Raw genomic sequence first — 15,522 nt, 5'->3', positions numbered from 1 at the left:
GAGGGGTGCGAACCCGTGTTGAGCTGCGGTTTCACCGTGTGGCGTCGGGGGGCGGCACTTAAGTTGAGTCGGCACGACTCAGGTCTGTTGACTCTTTGGCGGGTGTCATGCATCCTTGAGTCAGATCCGCTCAAGTAGTTCTTCAGGAGGAATCGAAATGGCACGTGCGGTCGGCATCGACCTGGGCACGACTAACTCCGTCGTCAGCGTTCTCGAAGGCGGCGAGCCCACCGTCATCACCAACGCCGAAGGCGCCAGGACCACGCCGTCCGTCGTCGCCTTCGCGAAGAACGGCGAGGTGCTCGTCGGCGAGGTGGCCAAGCGTCAGGCCGTCACCAACGTCGACAGGACCATCCGCTCCGTCAAGCGCCACATGGGCACTGACTGGAAGATCGACCTCGACGGCAAGTCCTTCAACCCGCAGCAGATGAGCGCCTTCATCCTGCAGAAGCTGAAGCGCGACGCCGAGGCGTACCTGGGCGAGAAGGTGACCGACGCGGTCATCACCGTCCCGGCGTACTTCAACGACTCCGAGCGTCAGGCGACGAAGGAGGCCGGTGAGATCGCGGGCCTCAACGTCCTGCGCATCGTCAACGAGCCGACCGCCGCCGCGCTGGCGTACGGCCTCGACAAGGACGACCAGACGATCCTCGTCTTCGACCTCGGTGGCGGCACCTTCGACGTGTCGCTCCTGGAGATCGGTGACGGCGTCGTCGAGGTGAAGGCCACCAACGGTGACAACCACCTCGGTGGTGACGACTGGGACCAGCGCGTCGTCGACCACCTGGTGAAGCAGTTCGCCAACGGCCACGGCGTGGACCTGTCCAAGGACAAGATGGCTCTCCAGCGTCTCCGCGAGGCCGCGGAGAAGGCGAAGATCGAGCTCTCGTCCTCGACCGAGACCACGATCAACCTGCCCTACATCACGGCGTCCGCCGAGGGCCCGCTGCACCTGGACGAGAAGCTCACGCGCTCCCAGTTCCAGCAGCTGACCGCCGACCTGCTGGACCGGTGCAAGAGCCCGTTCCACAACGTCATCAAGGACGCGGGCATCGCGCTCTCCGAGATCGACCACGTCGTTCTCGTCGGTGGCTCGACCCGTATGCCGGCCGTCGCCGAGCTCGTCAAGGAGCTGACCGGTGGCCAGGACGCCAACAAGGGCGTGAACCCGGACGAGGTCGTCGCCATCGGCGCCTCGCTCCAGGCCGGTGTCCTGAAGGGTGAGGTCAAGGACGTCCTGCTCCTCGACGTCACCCCGCTGTCCCTCGGTATCGAGACCAAGGGCGGCATCATGACCAAGCTCATCGAGCGGAACACGACGATCCCGACCAAGCGGTCCGAGATCTTCACCACCGCCGAGGACAACCAGCCCTCCGTGCAGATCCAGGTCTACCAGGGCGAGCGCGAGATCGCGGCGTACAACAAGAAGCTCGGGATGTTCGAGCTGACGGGTCTGCCGCCGGCCCCGCGCGGCGTGCCGCAGATCGAGGTCACCTTCGACATCGACGCCAACGGCATCATGCACGTCGGAGCCAAGGACCTCGGCACCGGCAAGGAGCAGAAGATGACCGTCACCGGTGGCTCCTCGCTGCCGAAGGACGAGGTCAACCGGATGCGCGAAGAGGCCGAGCAGTACGCCGACGAGGACCACCGTCGCCGTGAGGCCGCCGAGTCGCGCAACCAGGGCGAGCAGCTCGTCTACCAGACGGAGAAGTTCCTCAAGGACAACGAGGACAAGGTCCCCGGCGACGTCAAGACGGAGGTGGAGACCGCGATCGTCGAGCTGAAGGAGAAGCTCAAGGGCGAGGACACCGCCGAGATCCGTACGGCCACCGAGAAGGTCGCCGCCGTCTCCCAGAAGCTGGGCCAGGCGATGTACGCCAACACCCAGGCCGACGGTGCGGCCGCCGGTGAGCCCGGTGCGGAGCAGGCCCGTCCGGCCGACGACGACGTCGTCGACGCCGAGATCGTGGACGACGAGAAGGACAGCAAGGGCGGTGCGGCGTGACGGAGGAGACCCCGGGCTTCGAGGAGAAGCCCGACGTCCCCTCCGGCGCCACCGACGACGACGCCGAGCCGAAGGCCGCCTCCGAGGAGGCGGCCCCGGCCGGGGACGCTGACCAGACCGCAGGTCTGACCGCGCAGCTGGACCAGGTACGCACGGCGCTCGCCGAGCGCACCGCGGACCTCCAGCGGCTTCAGGCCGAGTACCAGAACTACCGTCGCCGCGTCGAGCGGGACCGGGTCACGGTGAAGGAGATCGCCTCGGCGAACCTCCTGACCGAGCTCCTCCCCGTCCTCGACGACGTCGGCCGGGCCCGCGAGCACGGTGAGCTCGTCGGCGGCTTCAAGTCGGTGGCCGACTCCCTGGAGTCGATCGTCACCAAGCTGGGTCTCCAGCAGTTCGGCGAGGAGGGCGAGCCCTTCGACCCGACGATCCACGAAGCCCTGATGCACAGCTACGCGCCGGACGTCACGGAGACGACCTGCGTGGCGATCCTGCAGCCGGGGTACCGCTTCGGGGAGCGCACCATCCGCCCCGCGCGGGTGGCCGTCGCGGAGCCGCAGCCGGGCGCCACGCCCGCCGCGGCGAAGGAGGAGAAGGCAGACGACGAGGAGAGCGGTGGAGCTACGGAGGTCTGACATCACGTCGGACCACCCGGTCGCACACCGACCGGCCGGGCGGCCGGCCCCAGGGCCGGCCGCCAGGGCCTTGTCCAGGAACCGGCGTCGACCGGGGAGCGACAGCGCACCCCGTGAGCCGGACATGTCGTACGCGAGAGGCCCACGGCCGATCGTCCGGAAGGAGGGACGTCGATGAGCACGAAGGACTTCGTCGAGAAGGACTACTACAAGGTCCTCGGCGTCCCGAAGGACGCCACCGACGCCGAGATCAAGAAGGCGTACCGGAAGCTCGCCCGCGAGTTCCACCCGGACGCCAACAAGAGCGACGCGAAGGCCGAGGAGCGCTTCAAGGAGATCTCCGAGGCGAACGACGTCCTCGGGGACCCCAAGCGGCGCAAGGAGTACGACGAGGCGCGCGCCCTCTTCGGCAACGGCGGGTTCCGGCCCGGTCCCGGTGCCGGGGGCGGTTTCCCCGGCGGCTTCGACCTGGGCGACCTCTTCGGAGGTGCCCAGGGCGGTCCCGGCCAGGGCGGCGGCGGATTCGGCGGCGGGGGCGGCCTCGGCGACGTGTTCGGCGGGCTGTTCAACCGCGGTGGCGGCGCCGCCGGTACCCGGGTGCAGCCGCGCCGGGGACAGGACATCGAGACCGAGGTGACGCTCAGCTTCACCGAGGCCGTCGACGGGGCCACGGTCCCGCTGCGGATGTCCAGCCAGGCACCCTGCAAGGCGTGCTCCGGCACCGGTGACAAGAACGGTACCCCGCGGGTCTGCCCGACCTGCGTCGGTACGGGGCAGGTCTCGCGCGGCAGCGGGGGTGGGTTCTCACTCACCGACCCGTGCGTGGACTGCAAGGGCCGCGGCCTGATCGCCGAGAACCCCTGTGAGGTCTGCAAGGGCAGCGGACGCGCCAAGTCCGCCCGCACCATGCAGGTCCGCATCCCGGCGGGCGTCTCCGACGGGCAGCGCATCCGGCTCCGCGGCAAGGGTGGCCAGGGCGAGCGCGGCGGTCCGGCCGGCGACCTCTACGTCGCCGTGCACGTCGACGCGCACCCGGTCTTCGGCCGCAAGGGCGACAACCTCACGGTCACCGTGCCCGTCACCTTCCCGGAGGCGGCGCTCGGCGGCGAGGTGAAGGTGCCCACGCTCGGTGGCCCTCCGGTCACCCTCAAGATCCCCGCCGGCACCCCGAACGGGCGTACGATGCGCGCCCGTGGCAAGGGCGCCGTGCGCAAGGACGGCACCCGGGGCGACCTGCTCGTCACCGTGGAGGTCGCGGTCCCCACCGAGCTGGGCGACGAAGCCAGAGAAGCGCTGGAGGCCTACCGCAAGGCGACCGCGGTCCAGGACCCGCGGGCCGACCTGTTCCAGGCCGCGAAGGGAGCTTGAGATGGACGGCCGCCGACGTAATCCGTACGAACTGAACGACGAGACCCCGGTGTACGTGATCTCGATCGCGGCCCAGCTCTCGGGCCTGCACCCGCAGACGCTCCGTCAGTACGACCGCCTCGGCCTGGTCTCCCCGGACCGCACGGCCGGCCGCGGACGGCGTTACTCGGCCCGTGACATCGAACTGCTCCGCAACGTCCAGCAGTTGTCGCAGGACGAGGGCATCAACCTGGCCGGCATCAAGCGCATCATCGAGCTGGAGAACCAGGTCGCCGCGCTCCAGCAGCGCGTCGTCGAGCTGAGTGACGCGGTGGACGGGGCGGCGGTCGCCATGCGGCAGGCCGAGGCCCAGGTGCACGCCTCGTACCGGCGCGACCTCGTGCCGTACCAGGACGTGCAGCAGACCAGTGCGCTGGTCGTCTGGCGGCCCAAGCGGCCGAAGGACTGACGCCGGACGGGCGCGTGCCGCCCGTCCCGTGCGTGCGGCCCGCCTTCCGGTGATCGTGGAAGGCGGGCCCTTCCGTCGTGCGGGGGTGCCGCGCGGTGCCGTGGCGGCCGTCAGCCGTCCTCGTTGAGGATGCCCGACTGGGCTATCAGGAAGCCGAGTTGGGCGCGGCTGCTGCTGCCGAGGGTGGCGGCGAGCTTGGCGATGTGCGCGCGGCAGGTGCGTACGTTCATCCCGAGCCGGCGTGCGATCGAGTCGTCCACGTGCCCCTCGACGAGGAGGTGGGCGATGGACCGCTGGACGGCGCTGATGCCGTCCGGCGTGGGCTCGTACCGGACCTCTTCCAGGAGCGGGGTGGCGCGGGTCCAGAACTTCTCGAAGACCGACGCGAGATAGGCGACCAGGCCCGGGTGGCGGAGTTCCAGCGCGACCTGGCGGTCGTCCTGGGCCGGGATGAAGGCCACGGTGCGGTCGAAGACGATGAGCCGCTCGATGAGCTCCTCGGACGTCCGGATCTCCACGTTCACGTCGGCGATGCGTTCGGCGTAGGCCAGCGTGCTGGGGCTGTAGCGGACCGTGTGCTGGTACAGCGTCCGCATCCGGATGCCGCGGTCCACCACGGAGAGGCCGCGCTCCAGCGCCTTGCCCAGCCGGTCCTCGTTCCGGCCGCCGCCGGGCTGGATGGTGAGGACCTCGGTGCGGCACTCCGCGGTGGCGATGTCCAGTGCGCCGTTGATACGGTTCACGCCCTCCAGCACGGTGATGGCGTGGGTGGCCGGCGGCCCCTGGGCGCTGATCTCCATGAAGGGCTGGAAGGACTGGGTGAGTCGGACCGAGTGCCGTCTGCGCTCCTGTATCTCGCGCTCCAGGGGGTTCACGTGCTGCGCGAGTGCGGTGGACGGCGGTACGGGCCGCAGCCAGTTCGGGTCGTCGGGATCGGCGTGCAGCAGGGCGAACTCCATGAGGCACGGCGCGGGTTCGACCTCGTCGCGCGCGATGCGTCCGGAGCGCAGTGCGCCCGAATAGAGACGCTTTCCGTCCTCACACAGTTCGGCGATCCCGTGAGGATGTGTCGTTTTTGTGTTGCTTGTGATCATTTCTCCACCCCCCAGGTTCCTGAACATGCAAGAACATGATGCATCGACTCTGTGGTGTTCACAGGGTCGCGTGAGACATCGTCTTAGGAGCGGGGGAGATGAATCCACAAGTGAGGACGAAGCCGATTATGGATAAGCGAATGCTTCGCTCGGTGCTTGCCGCCTCGTTCGTCGCGGCCTTGGGTTTCGGGCTGGTGGGCGCGGGCGACATCGGCTGGGACGGTGAGGCGGCTGCTGTCCCGGGGGACATTGGCTGGGACGACGAGGCTCAGAGGACGCCGGGTGACATCGGCTGGGACTCACTGAACAAGGTTCAGGGCGACATCGGCTGGGACTCGCTGGCCAAGGCGCAGGGCGACATCGGCTGGGACTCGTCGAACAAGACGCAGGGCGACATCGGCTGGGACTCGTTGAACGAGGTCCGGGGCGACATCGGCTGGGACTCGCTCGCCGCGGTCCGGGCCGACATCGGCTGGGACTCGTTGACCAAGGTCCAGGGTGACATCGGCTGGGACTCGCTTCCGGCCTCCGTAGACGCATGACCACCCCGCCGGACGACCGGATCTTCCGGCGTGAGATGGCCTCGGCCTATCGCTCGGGGTGGCACTTCGTCGATCTGCTCACCGCTCTGCCGGGCCCGGGTGACTCGTTGATGGTCACCCTGCTCGGTGAACCTGTAGTCGTCGTGATGGAGGAGGGCGAAGAGATTCGCGCCTACCGCTGTCTGCGCAGGCCACGTGGCGCCCCACAGCCCGTCCGCTGCGCGGTCAGGTACGGCATGATCTTCGTCAATCTGGACCAGCGCGACCATGAACTGTTCGACCCCGAGACCATTTCCGCCACCCCCCGAAGCGCTTGAGCGATTCCCCCGAAGTACAGCATCGCTCAAGTGCTGTCCCCCACACAGCGGCGCCACCGTGACCTGACACGGTGGCGCCGTTGTGCTTGCTCCGGGACGTTCCGGTCCCCGTCGGGCGCGTGATCAGGGCCGGCCCGAGCCGTGCCCGGCCCTTCCCGACGGGCGCGCTGCTCCGACGCACGTGGCTCAGGCGCGCGTCGCTCAGGCGCGGCCCAGTGCCCGGTCCAGGGCGATCTCGATCACGACGCGGGTCGGGTTGACCCTCGGTTCGCGTCCGTACCGCTCGGTGTGGCGGCGTTCGGCGTCCTCGACGACCTCCCGCTCCGTACGGATCGTCGCGAGGCCCTCCAGCGTCGCCCAGCGCGCGCGGTGCATCTGGCAGACCGCGACCCGTGCCCCCTCGGGCCCCGCCGCCCGGATGTGGGCGACCTTGCGGCTGGCGCCGTCGGTGATGATGCGGGCCAGCCCCGCCCCGGGGTCGTACGTCACGCAGACGGGCACCACGTGCGGGGTGCCGTCCGGGCGAAGGGTGGTCAGGGTGCAGAGGTGGTACTCGCGCCAGAAGGCGAGGTACTCGGGGCTGGGGTTGCGCACGTCGACGGCCATGGCCGAAGCGTATGAGCCGCCCCGCGACGTGTTCCCCCGCCCCGGCCGGGCCCGGTCCGCTCGATCAACAGCCTTGAGTGGAATAGACTCAACTTTGTGCACGTTGGTCGAAGCATGGGCCAGGTGGAGAGCCTGGACAAGTCGCGATCGTTGAGGAGGAGACAGCGCACGTGGACGCCGAGCTGACGAACAAGAGCAGGGACGCCCTCACCGCGGCCACCGGCAGGGCCGTGAAGGACGGACACCCCGATCTCACCCCCGCCCACCTGCTGCTCGCGCTGCTCGCGGGCGAGGACAACGAGAACATCATCGATCTGCTGGCCGCCGTGGAGGCCGACCAGGCCACCGTACGCACGGAGACCGAGCGGCTGCTCGGTGCGCTGCCCAGCGTCACCGGTTCCACCGTGGCACCGCCGCAGCCCAACCGCGAGCTGCTCGCCGTCGTCGAGGACGCCGCGCGCCGCGCGAAGGACCTCGGGGACGAGTACGTCTCCACCGAGCACCTGCTGATCGCGGTCGCCGAGAAGGGCGGCCGGGCCGGTGAGATCCTCGGGGCACAGGGGGCCGGTGCGAAGAAGCTGCTGGCCGCGTTCGAGAAGAGCAGGGGAGGGCGACGGGTGACCACACCCGACCCGGAGGGTCAGTACAAGGCCCTGGAGAAGTTCGGCACCGACTTCACGGCCGCGGCCCGTGAGGGCAAACTCGACCCGGTCATCGGCCGGGACCAGGAGATCCGCCGCGTCGTACAGGTGCTGTCGCGCCGTACGAAGAACAACCCGGTCCTCATCGGCGAACCCGGCGTCGGCAAGACCGCCGTCGTCGAGGGGCTCGCCCAGCGCATCGTCAAGGGCGACGTGCCCGAGTCGCTGCGCGACAAGCGGCTGGTCTCCCTCGACCTCGGGGCGATGGTCGCGGGTGCGAAGTACCGCGGCGAGTTCGAGGAACGGCTGAAGACCGTCCTCTCCGAGATCAAGGAGAGCGACGGCAAGGTCATCACCTTCATCGACGAGCTGCACACCGTCGTCGGCGCCGGAGCCGGCGGCGACTCCGCCATGGACGCGGGCAACATGCTCAAGCCCATGCTGGCCCGGGGCGAGCTGCGGATGGTCGGCGCGACCACGCTCGACGAGTACCGCGAGCGGATCGAGAAGGACCCCGCCCTGGAACGCCGCTTCCAGCAGGTGCTGGTCGCCGAGCCCAGCGTCGAGGACACCATCGCGATCCTGCGCGGACTCAAGGGGCGCTACGAAGCGCACCACAAGGTCTCCATCGCGGACGCCGCGCTGGTGGCCGCCGCGACCCTGTCCGACCGCTACATCACCTCCCGCTTCCTCCCGGACAAGGCGATCGACCTCGTGGACGAGGCCGCCTCCCGGCTGCGCATGGAGATCGACTCCTCGCCCGTCGAGATCGACGAGCTGCAGCGCGCCGTGGACCGCCTCCACATGGAGGAGCTGGCGCTGAAGAACGAGACCGACGCCGCCTCCCGGCAGCGGCTGGAGAAGCTCCGCCGCGACCTCGCCGACAAGGAGGAGGAGCTGCGCGGACTCACCGCCCGCTGGGAGAAGGAGAAGCAGGGCCTCAACCGGGTCGGTGAGCTGAAGGAACGCCTCGACGACCTGCGCGGCCAGGCCGAACGCGCCCAGCGCGACGGCGACTTCGACACCGCGTCCAAGCTTCTCTACGGCGAGATCCCCGGTCTGGAACGCGAGTTGGAGGAAGCCACCGAGGCCGAGCAGGTGGCGGCCGAGACGCCCAAGGAGACCCTGGTCAAGGACGAGGTCGGCTCCGACGACATCGCCGACGTGGTCGGTGCCTGGACGGGCATCCCGGCCGGCCGGCTGCTGGAGGGCGAGACGCAGAAGCTGCTGCGGATGGAGGAGGAGCTCGGCAAGCGTCTGATCGGCCAGGGCGAAGCCGTCCGCGCGGTGTCCGACGCGGTACGCCGCACCCGGGCCGGGATCGCCGACCCGGACCGGCCCACCGGCTCGTTCCTCTTCCTCGGCCCCACCGGCGTCGGCAAGACGGAGCTCGCGAAGGCGCTGGCGGACTTCCTCTTCGACGACGAACGGGCCATGGTCCGCGTCGACATGAGCGAGTACAGCGAGAAGCACAGCGTCGCCCGGCTCGTCGGCGCGCCGCCCGGCTACGTCGGTTACGAGGAGGGCGGCCAGCTCACGGAGGCGGTCCGCCGCCGCCCGTACAGCGTCGTCCTGCTGGACGAGGTGGAGAAGGCGCACCCGGAGGTCTTCGACATCCTGCTCCAGGTGCTGGACGACGGCCGGCTCACGGACGGCCAGGGCCGGACGGTGGACTTCCGCAACACCATCCTGATCCTGACGTCCAACCTCGGCAGCCAGTTCCTGGTCGACCCGCTGCTCAAGCCCGAGGCGAAGAAGGACCGGGTGCTGGAGGTCGTACGGGCCTCGTTCAAGCCGGAGTTCCTGAACCGGCTGGACGACCTGGTCGTCTTCTCCGCGCTCACCGGAGACGAGCTCGCCCACATCGCGGGGCTCCAGATCGGCCGCCTCGCCAAGCGGCTCGCCGACCGGCAGCTCACCCTCGACGTCACCCCGGCCGCCCTGGCCTGGCTCGCCGAGAAGGGCAACGACCCGGCCTACGGCGCCCGGCCGCTGCGCCGCCTCATCCAGACGGCGATCGGCGACCAGCTCGCCCGGGAGATCCTCGCGGGCGAGATCGCGGACGGCGACACCGTACGCGTGGACGTGTTCGGGGACGGCGAGGCAGGCGGGGACACCGGTCTGATCGTCGGGGCGGCGCGCTGAGGCCGGCTCGGGCTCCGGTCCGGTGCGGCTGAGAGCGGTACGGCCCTTCGGGCCGGTGCGGCTGAAGCGTCGGTCAGACGTCGAAGGGGCGGAAGTGTACGAGGACGGTTCCGCCGTCCTCGTACACGACCGTCAGGTCGGCGGCCACCGCCCCGTACGGTGGCGGGTCGGCCAGGTCCAGCTCCATGCAGGCGTCGACGTCCTCGCCGCAGGACTCCGCGTGGAGCCCGTGTCCCCGGCGTCGGGGAAGGCCGAATCCAGCCAGGCGGTCAGTTCCCGCTTGGGGGCTGCTCCGGCTGCCCCTGTGGGCCGTGCGGGTCCTGGTCTCCCCGCGCTTCCCCGGTTCTCGGGGGCTCCTGGGCTTTCCGGGGTAGGTCCTGTCTGTCTCTGCTGTCCACGATGTGCCTCCCGTGCGCCGGTCCCGGCTCCGGCCCTGGAAGACGTTGGCCGGTGGCGAAGCGTTCCCCGTTCGCGCGGCAGGCGGACCATGTTGTCCGCCGGGAGCGGATCGGCCCCGCCGGGGGTTGCCATTCCCCGCCCGCCATGGGGGAGGATGGCGTACAACCGCACGAAGGGAAATAACGGTGAGCATCGATCCGTCCTCGATTCCTAATTTCGGGGGCCAGCCCGAACCGCAGGCGGCAGGACCGGAGGGCCCCGTCGTCCCTGACCAGGACCTCGTCAAGCAGCTCCTGGAGCAGATGGAGCTCAAGTTCGTCGTCGACGACGAGGGCGACCTCGCGGCGCCGTGGGAAGAGTTCCGCACGTACTTCATGTTCCGCGGCGAGGCGGACCAGCAGGTCTTCTCGGTGCGGACGTTCTACGACCGCCCGCACGCCCTCGACCAGCGGGCCGTCCTGCTGGACGCCATCGACGACTGGAACCGCCGCACCCTGTGGCCCAAGGTCTACACGCACTCCCACGAGGGCGAGGAGGGCGAGGCCGGTTCGGTCCGCCTGATCGGTGAGGCGCAGATGCTCATCGGCACGGGCGTCAGCCTGGAGCACTTCGTCTCCTCCACGGTGAGCTGGGTCCGCGCCTCCATCGAGTTCGACAAGTGGCTCGTCGAGCACCTCGGCCTCGCGCCGGCCGAGGACAAGACCGAGGAGTCCGCCGAGTCCGCTGACGAGACGCCCGAGGGCTGACCCGCCGCGCTCGGCACCCGCACGACGCACCCGCACGGCGCCCGGCCGGGGCGGCGGTCACCACGACCGCCGACCCGGCCGGCGGCGTTTTCGGGGCTGGGGCGGGACACCGTCACACCGCGAGCCTCCCGAGGCGCTCCACGGCCTGCCGGAGCACTTCCTCCCGCTTGCAGAACGCGAACCGTACCTGGGTGCGGCCCGCCTCCTGGTCGTCGTAGAAGACGGAGTTGGGGACGGCCACGACGCCGGCGCGCTCCGGGAGGGCGCGGCAGAAGGCGATGCCGTCCTTCTCGCCCAGGGGGGCGACGTCGGTGGTGACGAAGTAGGTCCCCTGGGGCCGGTACGCCTCGAAGCCGGCGGCGGTGAGGCCGGTGACGAGGAGGTCGCGCTTGGCGCGCAGGTCCTCGCGGAAGGCGGTGAAGAACGCGTCGGGGAGGGCCAGGGCCTCGGCCACGGCGTACTGGAGGGGGCCGCCGCTCACGAAGGTGAGGTACTGCTTCGCGGTGCGGACTGCGGTGACCAGGGCTGCGGAGCCGGTGACCCAGCCGATCTTCCAGCCGGTGAACGAGAACGTCTTGCCGGCCGAGGAGATCGAGACCGTCCGGTCGCGCATCCCGGGCAGGGAGATGAGGGGCACGTGGTCCCCGTCGAAGGCGAGGTGCTCGTAGACCTCGTCGGTGACGACCAGGAGGTCGTGCTCGACGGCGAGTCCGGCGATGGCGGACAGTTCCTCGCGGGTGAGGACCATGCCGGTCGGGTTGTGCGGGCTGTTCAGGAGGAGCAGCCGGGTGCGCGGGGTGATGGCGTCCCGGAGCGCGTCCAGGTCGGGGCGGAAGTCCGGGGCGCGCAGGGTGAGGGGGACGCGGACGCCGCCGGCCATGGCGATGCACGCCGCGTACGAGTCGTAGAAGGGCTCGAAGGCGATGACCTCGTCGCCCGGCTCCAGGAGGGCCAGCATGCTCGCGGCGATGGCCTCGGTGGCGCCCGCGGTGACCAGGACCTCGGTGTCCGGGTCGAAGGTGAGGCCGTAGAACCGGCGCTGGTGGCCGGCGACGGCCGTACGGAGTTCGGGGATGCCCGGGCCCGGCGGGTACTGGTTGCCCTTGCCGTCGCGCAGGGCGCGGACCGCGGCCTCGCGGACCTCCTCGGGGCCGTCGGTGTCGGGGAAGCCCTGCCCCAGGTTGATGGCTCCGGTCGTGAGCGCCAGGGCCGACATCTCCGCGAAGATCGTCGTCCCGTGCCCGTCCAGCCTGCGGTTCAGCAGTGGCCTGCGGCTCATCTCTCCACCGTCCTCGATGCGGGCCGGCGTTTCCGGGACCCGTGGTCATCCTGTCGGCAAGCTCTGGAGTTGCTCAAGTCCGCTTTCGCGCGGATGCGGGCGGGGCATCCCGCAGACATCCGGATCGGTATGCGGAGGCGGCGGGGGCCGCCACGGGGGACGGAAGGATGTGGGGGCATGACGTACGTCCTGATGGCGCTGATCGCGCTGGCGGTGGCGGGGGTCGTCGTGACGGCCGTGAGGTGGTCGGGGAGGAACCTGCCGGCGTCCGGCGGGTCCGTGCTCCGGAGCGGACCGCGCGGGTACACGGTCAGCACGAAGAAGGCGCGCCGTTCGCGGGGGCGCGGGCGGTCGTCCGGGGACAGCTGGTGGGCCGGTGACGGCGGCTCGTCCGGGGACGGCGGTTCCAGCCACTCGGGCGGGCACTCGTGCGGGGGCGGGCACTCGTGCGGCGGAGGGTCCTCGTGCGGCGGCGGTGGGGGCTGCGGCGGCGGCAGCTGACGCGGGTCCGGTACGCCGGGCGGGTACTCACGGGGTGGGAACGCGGGGTCCGGACGGAGTGATCAACTCCGGCCGGGCCCCGTCGTGTTGTGGATCTTCCGTGCCGTCGCCGGCACACGGGGGCTTTCTGGTTGAACAGTTGAGCTGTATTGCCCCCCAGGGGATGGAAACCACGTCAAGTTGGTCAAAAACGCGGTGAGTGCGGCGTAGTTCGTGATTCCCTCGTTTGACAGAACATTTCAGCCCACGGACCCCAGTTGGGCCGGATCTGGCGCCTCCCTCCTCCCCTCGTCCCTCCTCCGGCGGCGCCCCCTGCTCATGTGTCCCTGCGTTTGCGGAGCCGACCCATGCTCACGTCCCTCCAGACGGCCTATTCCGACACCCGCGCTGCCGACCTGGCGTGGGCGCTCGGCAAGGAGCCGCTGCCCGCCCTCGCCGTGCTGGATCTCCAGCTCGGCTGCGCTACCATGCAGTTGAGGCTGCTCGGCGCTTCTCACCAGGTCCTGTTGGAGGAGGGCGGCCGTACCTGCTCGGAGACCGTGGCCTGCCTCCCGGGCACGCGTACCCCGCTGCCGCTGGGGGTGGCCGAGCAGCTCGGCGACCGGGAGTACGAGTTCGCCGCACGCGTGGAGACCCTCAACGAGGGGCAGTTCGCCGCGCGTGCACAGGAGTTGCTCGCCCTGGTGGCCGAGCACCCGCACGGGCTGGCGGGCACCTTTCCGGGCAGCCCGTACGCCTTCACCGCGATGCTGGCCCAGTGTTCGGAGGGGCAGGTCCGGTGGCGTACCTGGCACGCGTACCCGCAGGAAGGGCAGTTGGTCGCCACGCGGACCCGGTTCGGAGTGCGGATTCCGGCGCCGCCGAGCGGTGTGGTGGCGCCCCGGGCAGGGGTGGGCGCGGGGCCGGGGGCGGACGCGGGCAGTGTTCCGGCGTTCGTGGAGCGTGCAACTCCCCTGATGGCTACGGCCTTTCCGGTCGCTTCGGCCGTGTCCGGGGTGTCCGCCGTCTCCACCGGGGCCGGTGCGCCCGCTCTGGTGCGCTGAGGTGACCGAAAAGCGTGCGGCGTGCGGGGTGTTGGCGTGCGCCGGGAGATGGCCGGCACGCGCCGGGCGCTCGCTGCGGAGCCTCAGGTGCACCCTTGCGGGTGACAGGGTGCGAACGAATCGTGACGTAGCGTTCCGAGCATGATCGACCAGCAGGTGCCCCTTCTCGGGGGCGCGGCGCCCCTTCCCGTACGCCCGCGGACCGGCCGCTTCCTCGTGCTGGCCTCCGTGTTCGTCTGCGCAGCCTGCGGTCTGGTGTACGAGCTCGAACTGGTCGCCATGGCTTCGTACTTGATCGGCGACTCCGTGACGCAGGCCTCGGTGGTGCTCTCCGTGATGGTCTTCGCGATGGGCATCGGCTCGCTGCTCGCGAAACGTCTGCGCTGCCACGCGGCCGTCGGCTTCGCCCTGATCGAGGTGGCGCTCGCGCTGGTCGGCGGGTTCTCCGCCCTCGTGCTCTACGCCTCCTTCGCCTGGCTCGGGGAGTCGCGCGTCGCGCTGGTCGGCTTCTCGGTGGCGATCGGCGTCCTGATCGGGGCGGAGATCCCGCTGCTGATGACGCTGATCCAGCGGGTCGACCGGCAGGACGCGGGCGGCACCGTCGCGGACCTCTTCGCGGCGGACTACGTGGGCGCCCTGGTCGGCGGGCTCGCCTTCCCCTTCCTGCTGCTGCCGATGCTGGGGCAGCTGACCGGCGCGCTGTTCACGGGGGCGGTCAACGCGGCGGCGGGCGGGGCCCTGATCCTCTGGCTCTTCCGCCGCGACCTCACCGCCCGGTCCCGGTGGCTCCTCGTCCTCGCCGGGGTCTGCGCGATGGCTCTGCTGGCCACCGCGACCGTGCTGGTGGACGACTTCGAGCGGGCCGCGCGCCGGGCGGTGTACGGGGGCGAGGTGCGGGTCGCGGTGCAGACGGGGGTGCAGGAGATCGTCCTCACCGGCTCCGGGCGCGACACCCTGGACCTCTACCTCGACGGCCGGCTCCGGGTCAGCGCCCGCGACGAGGCCCGGTACCACGAAGCACTCGTGCACCCCGCGATGCGCGGGCCGCACGCCCGGGTCCTGGTGCTCGGCGGCGGTGACGGTCTGGCCGCCCGCGAGGTGCTGCGCTACCCCGACGTGGCCCGGGTGACGGTGGTCGAGCTGGATCCGGGGGTCACCCGGCTGGCCCGCAGGGACCCCGCGCTCTCCTCGCTCAACGGCCGGGCCTACGCGGACCCGCGGCTGACGGCCGTCAACGCGGACGCGTTCGCCTGGCTGCGGACCGCGCACGACCGCTACGACGTGGTCATATCCGATCTGCCCGACCCGGGGATCACCGCGAGCACCAAGCTGTACTCCGCCGAGTTCTACGGCCTGGTCAGGCGGGCGGTCGCCCCGGGCGGCCGGTTCGTGGTCCACGCGGGACCGCCGGGGAAGCGCCCGCGCACCTACTGGACGGTGGACGCCACCGTGCACGCGGCGGGCATGGCCACCCGGCCGTACCGGATCCTCGGGCGGCGTACCGGGTTCGGCGCGAGTCCGGACCGGGTGCCGGGCGACACGGGCGCCGAGGAGGACTGGGGCTTCGTGCTGGCGGCCCCGGGCGGTGCCCCGCCGGTGCTCGGGCTCGGCCCGGGAACCCCGGCCCTGCGGTCCCTCGGCGCGGAGGGCCTGGCGGCGGCCGGCCGGGCCGCGGAGGCGATGCGGCTGCCGGGGCAGCCGCCGTCCACGTTGCTGCATCCGCGCTACGCCTCGGAGACCTGACGCGAGG

Annotated in this window: 13 protein-coding genes and 1 pseudogene; 11 read left to right on the top strand and 3 right to left on the bottom strand. The window is 70.8% G+C overall.

The window, feature by feature from the left end:
- Positions 1-157: 157 nt before the first annotated feature.
- The 4 genes from dnaK to ACFZAX_RS03970 all read left to right on the top strand — a co-directional run bounded on the left by dnaK (position 158) and on the right by ACFZAX_RS03970 (position 4,459).
- On the top strand, positions 158-2,008 hold the full coding sequence (gene dnaK, locus ACFZAX_RS03985; RefSeq protein ID WP_390958831.1) for a molecular chaperone DnaK: 1,851 nt from the start codon (positions 158-160) through the stop codon (positions 2,006-2,008).
- Positions 2,005-2,643, top strand: coding sequence for a nucleotide exchange factor GrpE (gene grpE / locus ACFZAX_RS03980; protein ID WP_390958829.1), 639 nt, complete (start codon positions 2,005-2,007; stop codon positions 2,641-2,643). The genes dnaK and grpE overlap by 4 nt, the downstream gene beginning before the upstream one ends.
- A 174-nt stretch (positions 2,644-2,817) precedes the next feature.
- Entirely contained in the window at positions 2,818-4,011 is a 1,194-nt protein-coding gene (dnaJ, locus tag ACFZAX_RS03975) for a molecular chaperone DnaJ (protein ID WP_390958827.1), read from the top strand.
- 1 nt (position 4,012) lies between these two features.
- Entirely contained in the window at positions 4,013-4,459 is a 447-nt protein-coding gene (locus ACFZAX_RS03970) for a heat shock protein transcriptional repressor HspR (RefSeq protein WP_390958825.1), read from the top strand.
- A 110-nt stretch (positions 4,460-4,569) separates the two neighbouring features.
- Here ACFZAX_RS03970 and ACFZAX_RS03965 read toward each other — a convergent pair whose 3' ends face one another.
- On the bottom strand, positions 4,570-5,553 hold the full coding sequence (locus ACFZAX_RS03965) for a helix-turn-helix transcriptional regulator (RefSeq protein WP_390958823.1): 984 nt from the start codon (positions 5,551-5,553) through the stop codon (positions 4,570-4,572).
- A 140-nt stretch (positions 5,554-5,693) separates the two neighbouring features.
- On the opposite strand from ACFZAX_RS03965, the gene ACFZAX_RS03960 reads away from it, so the two are divergent.
- The gene (locus ACFZAX_RS03960) at positions 5,694-6,095 is read left to right on the top strand and encodes a hypothetical protein (RefSeq protein ID WP_390958822.1); all 402 of its coding nucleotides are present in this window, start codon (positions 5,694-5,696) and stop codon (positions 6,093-6,095) included.
- Positions 6,092-6,412 carry a (2Fe-2S)-binding protein gene (locus tag ACFZAX_RS03955; protein ID WP_275492963.1) on the top strand — a complete coding sequence of 107 codons (321 nt, stop codon included), beginning with the start codon at positions 6,092-6,094 and terminating at the stop codon, positions 6,410-6,412. Before ACFZAX_RS03960 ends, ACFZAX_RS03955 begins: the two co-directional genes overlap by 4 nt.
- A gap of 201 nt (positions 6,413-6,613) precedes the next feature.
- Here the strand turns inward: ACFZAX_RS03955 and ACFZAX_RS03950 are convergent, their stop codons facing one another.
- The gene (locus tag ACFZAX_RS03950; RefSeq protein ID WP_390958820.1) at positions 6,614-7,018 is read right to left on the bottom strand and encodes a pyridoxamine 5'-phosphate oxidase family protein; all 405 of its coding nucleotides are present in this window, start codon (positions 7,016-7,018) and stop codon (positions 6,614-6,616) included.
- Positions 7,019-7,188: 170 nt separating this feature from the next.
- Here ACFZAX_RS03950 and clpB point away from each other — a divergent pair, with 170 nt between their 5' ends.
- On the top strand, positions 7,189-9,804 hold the full coding sequence (gene clpB / locus ACFZAX_RS03945; protein ID WP_390958819.1) for an ATP-dependent chaperone ClpB: 2,616 nt from the start codon (positions 7,189-7,191) through the stop codon (positions 9,802-9,804).
- Positions 9,805-10,388: 584 nt separating this feature from the next.
- Positions 10,389-10,949 (top strand): YbjN domain-containing protein, encoded by a 561-nt coding sequence (locus ACFZAX_RS03940; RefSeq protein WP_390958817.1) that lies wholly within the window; start codon positions 10,389-10,391, stop codon positions 10,947-10,949.
- Between the two features lie 112 nt (positions 10,950-11,061).
- Here the strand turns inward: ACFZAX_RS03940 and ACFZAX_RS03935 are convergent, their stop codons facing one another.
- Complete coding sequence (locus ACFZAX_RS03935) at positions 11,062-12,228, bottom strand: pyridoxal phosphate-dependent aminotransferase (RefSeq protein WP_390958815.1); 1,167 nt, start codon at positions 12,226-12,228, stop codon at positions 11,062-11,064.
- A gap of 177 nt (positions 12,229-12,405) precedes the next feature.
- On the opposite strand from ACFZAX_RS03935, the gene ACFZAX_RS03930 reads away from it, so the two are divergent.
- The 3 genes and pseudogenes from ACFZAX_RS03930 to ACFZAX_RS03920 all read left to right on the top strand — a co-directional run bounded on the left by ACFZAX_RS03930 (position 12,406) and on the right by ACFZAX_RS03920 (position 15,515).
- Positions 12,406-12,729, top strand: a complete 324-nt coding sequence (locus tag ACFZAX_RS03930; protein WP_390958813.1) for a hypothetical protein — start codon at positions 12,406-12,408, stop codon at positions 12,727-12,729.
- 347 nt (positions 12,730-13,076) lie between these two features.
- Positions 13,077-13,589 (top strand): annotated as a pseudogene (locus ACFZAX_RS03925) (DUF2617 family protein); the annotation flags it as partial.
- Between the two features lie 324 nt (positions 13,590-13,913).
- Entirely contained in the window at positions 13,914-15,515 is a 1,602-nt protein-coding gene (locus ACFZAX_RS03920; RefSeq protein WP_390958811.1) for a polyamine aminopropyltransferase, read from the top strand.
- Positions 15,516-15,522 lie beyond the last annotated feature (7 nt).

Source organism: Streptomyces sp. NPDC008125, assembly GCF_042957125.1.
In the GTDB taxonomy this organism is placed as follows: Bacteria; Actinomycetota; Actinomycetes; order Streptomycetales; family Streptomycetaceae; genus Streptomyces.
The sequence above is the reverse complement of the archived record's forward strand: the minus strand, read 5'-3'. Positions and strand labels throughout refer to the sequence as shown.

Coding starts and splice junctions, on each gene's coding strand:
- dnaK (WP_390958831.1), top strand. CDS start 158: ATGGCACGTGCGGTCGGCATCGACCTGGGCACGACTAACTCCGTCGTC.
- dnaJ (WP_390958827.1), top strand. CDS start 2,818: ATGAGCACGAAGGACTTCGTCGAGAAGGACTACTACAAGGTCCTCGGC.
- ACFZAX_RS03970 (WP_390958825.1), top strand. CDS start 4,013: ATGGACGGCCGCCGACGTAATCCGTACGAACTGAACGACGAGACCCCG.
- ACFZAX_RS03965 (WP_390958823.1), bottom strand. CDS start 5,553: ATGATCACAAGCAACACAAAAACGACACATCCTCACGGGATCGCCGAA.
- ACFZAX_RS03960 (WP_390958822.1), top strand. CDS start 5,694: ATGCTTCGCTCGGTGCTTGCCGCCTCGTTCGTCGCGGCCTTGGGTTTC.
- ACFZAX_RS03955 (WP_275492963.1), top strand. CDS start 6,092: ATGACCACCCCGCCGGACGACCGGATCTTCCGGCGTGAGATGGCCTCG.
- ACFZAX_RS03950 (WP_390958820.1), bottom strand. CDS start 7,018: ATGGCCGTCGACGTGCGCAACCCCAGCCCCGAGTACCTCGCCTTCTGG.
- ACFZAX_RS03935 (WP_390958815.1), bottom strand. CDS start 12,228: ATGAGCCGCAGGCCACTGCTGAACCGCAGGCTGGACGGGCACGGGACG.
- ACFZAX_RS03930 (WP_390958813.1), top strand. CDS start 12,406: ATGACGTACGTCCTGATGGCGCTGATCGCGCTGGCGGTGGCGGGGGTC.
- ACFZAX_RS03920 (WP_390958811.1), top strand. CDS start 13,914: ATGATCGACCAGCAGGTGCCCCTTCTCGGGGGCGCGGCGCCCCTTCCC.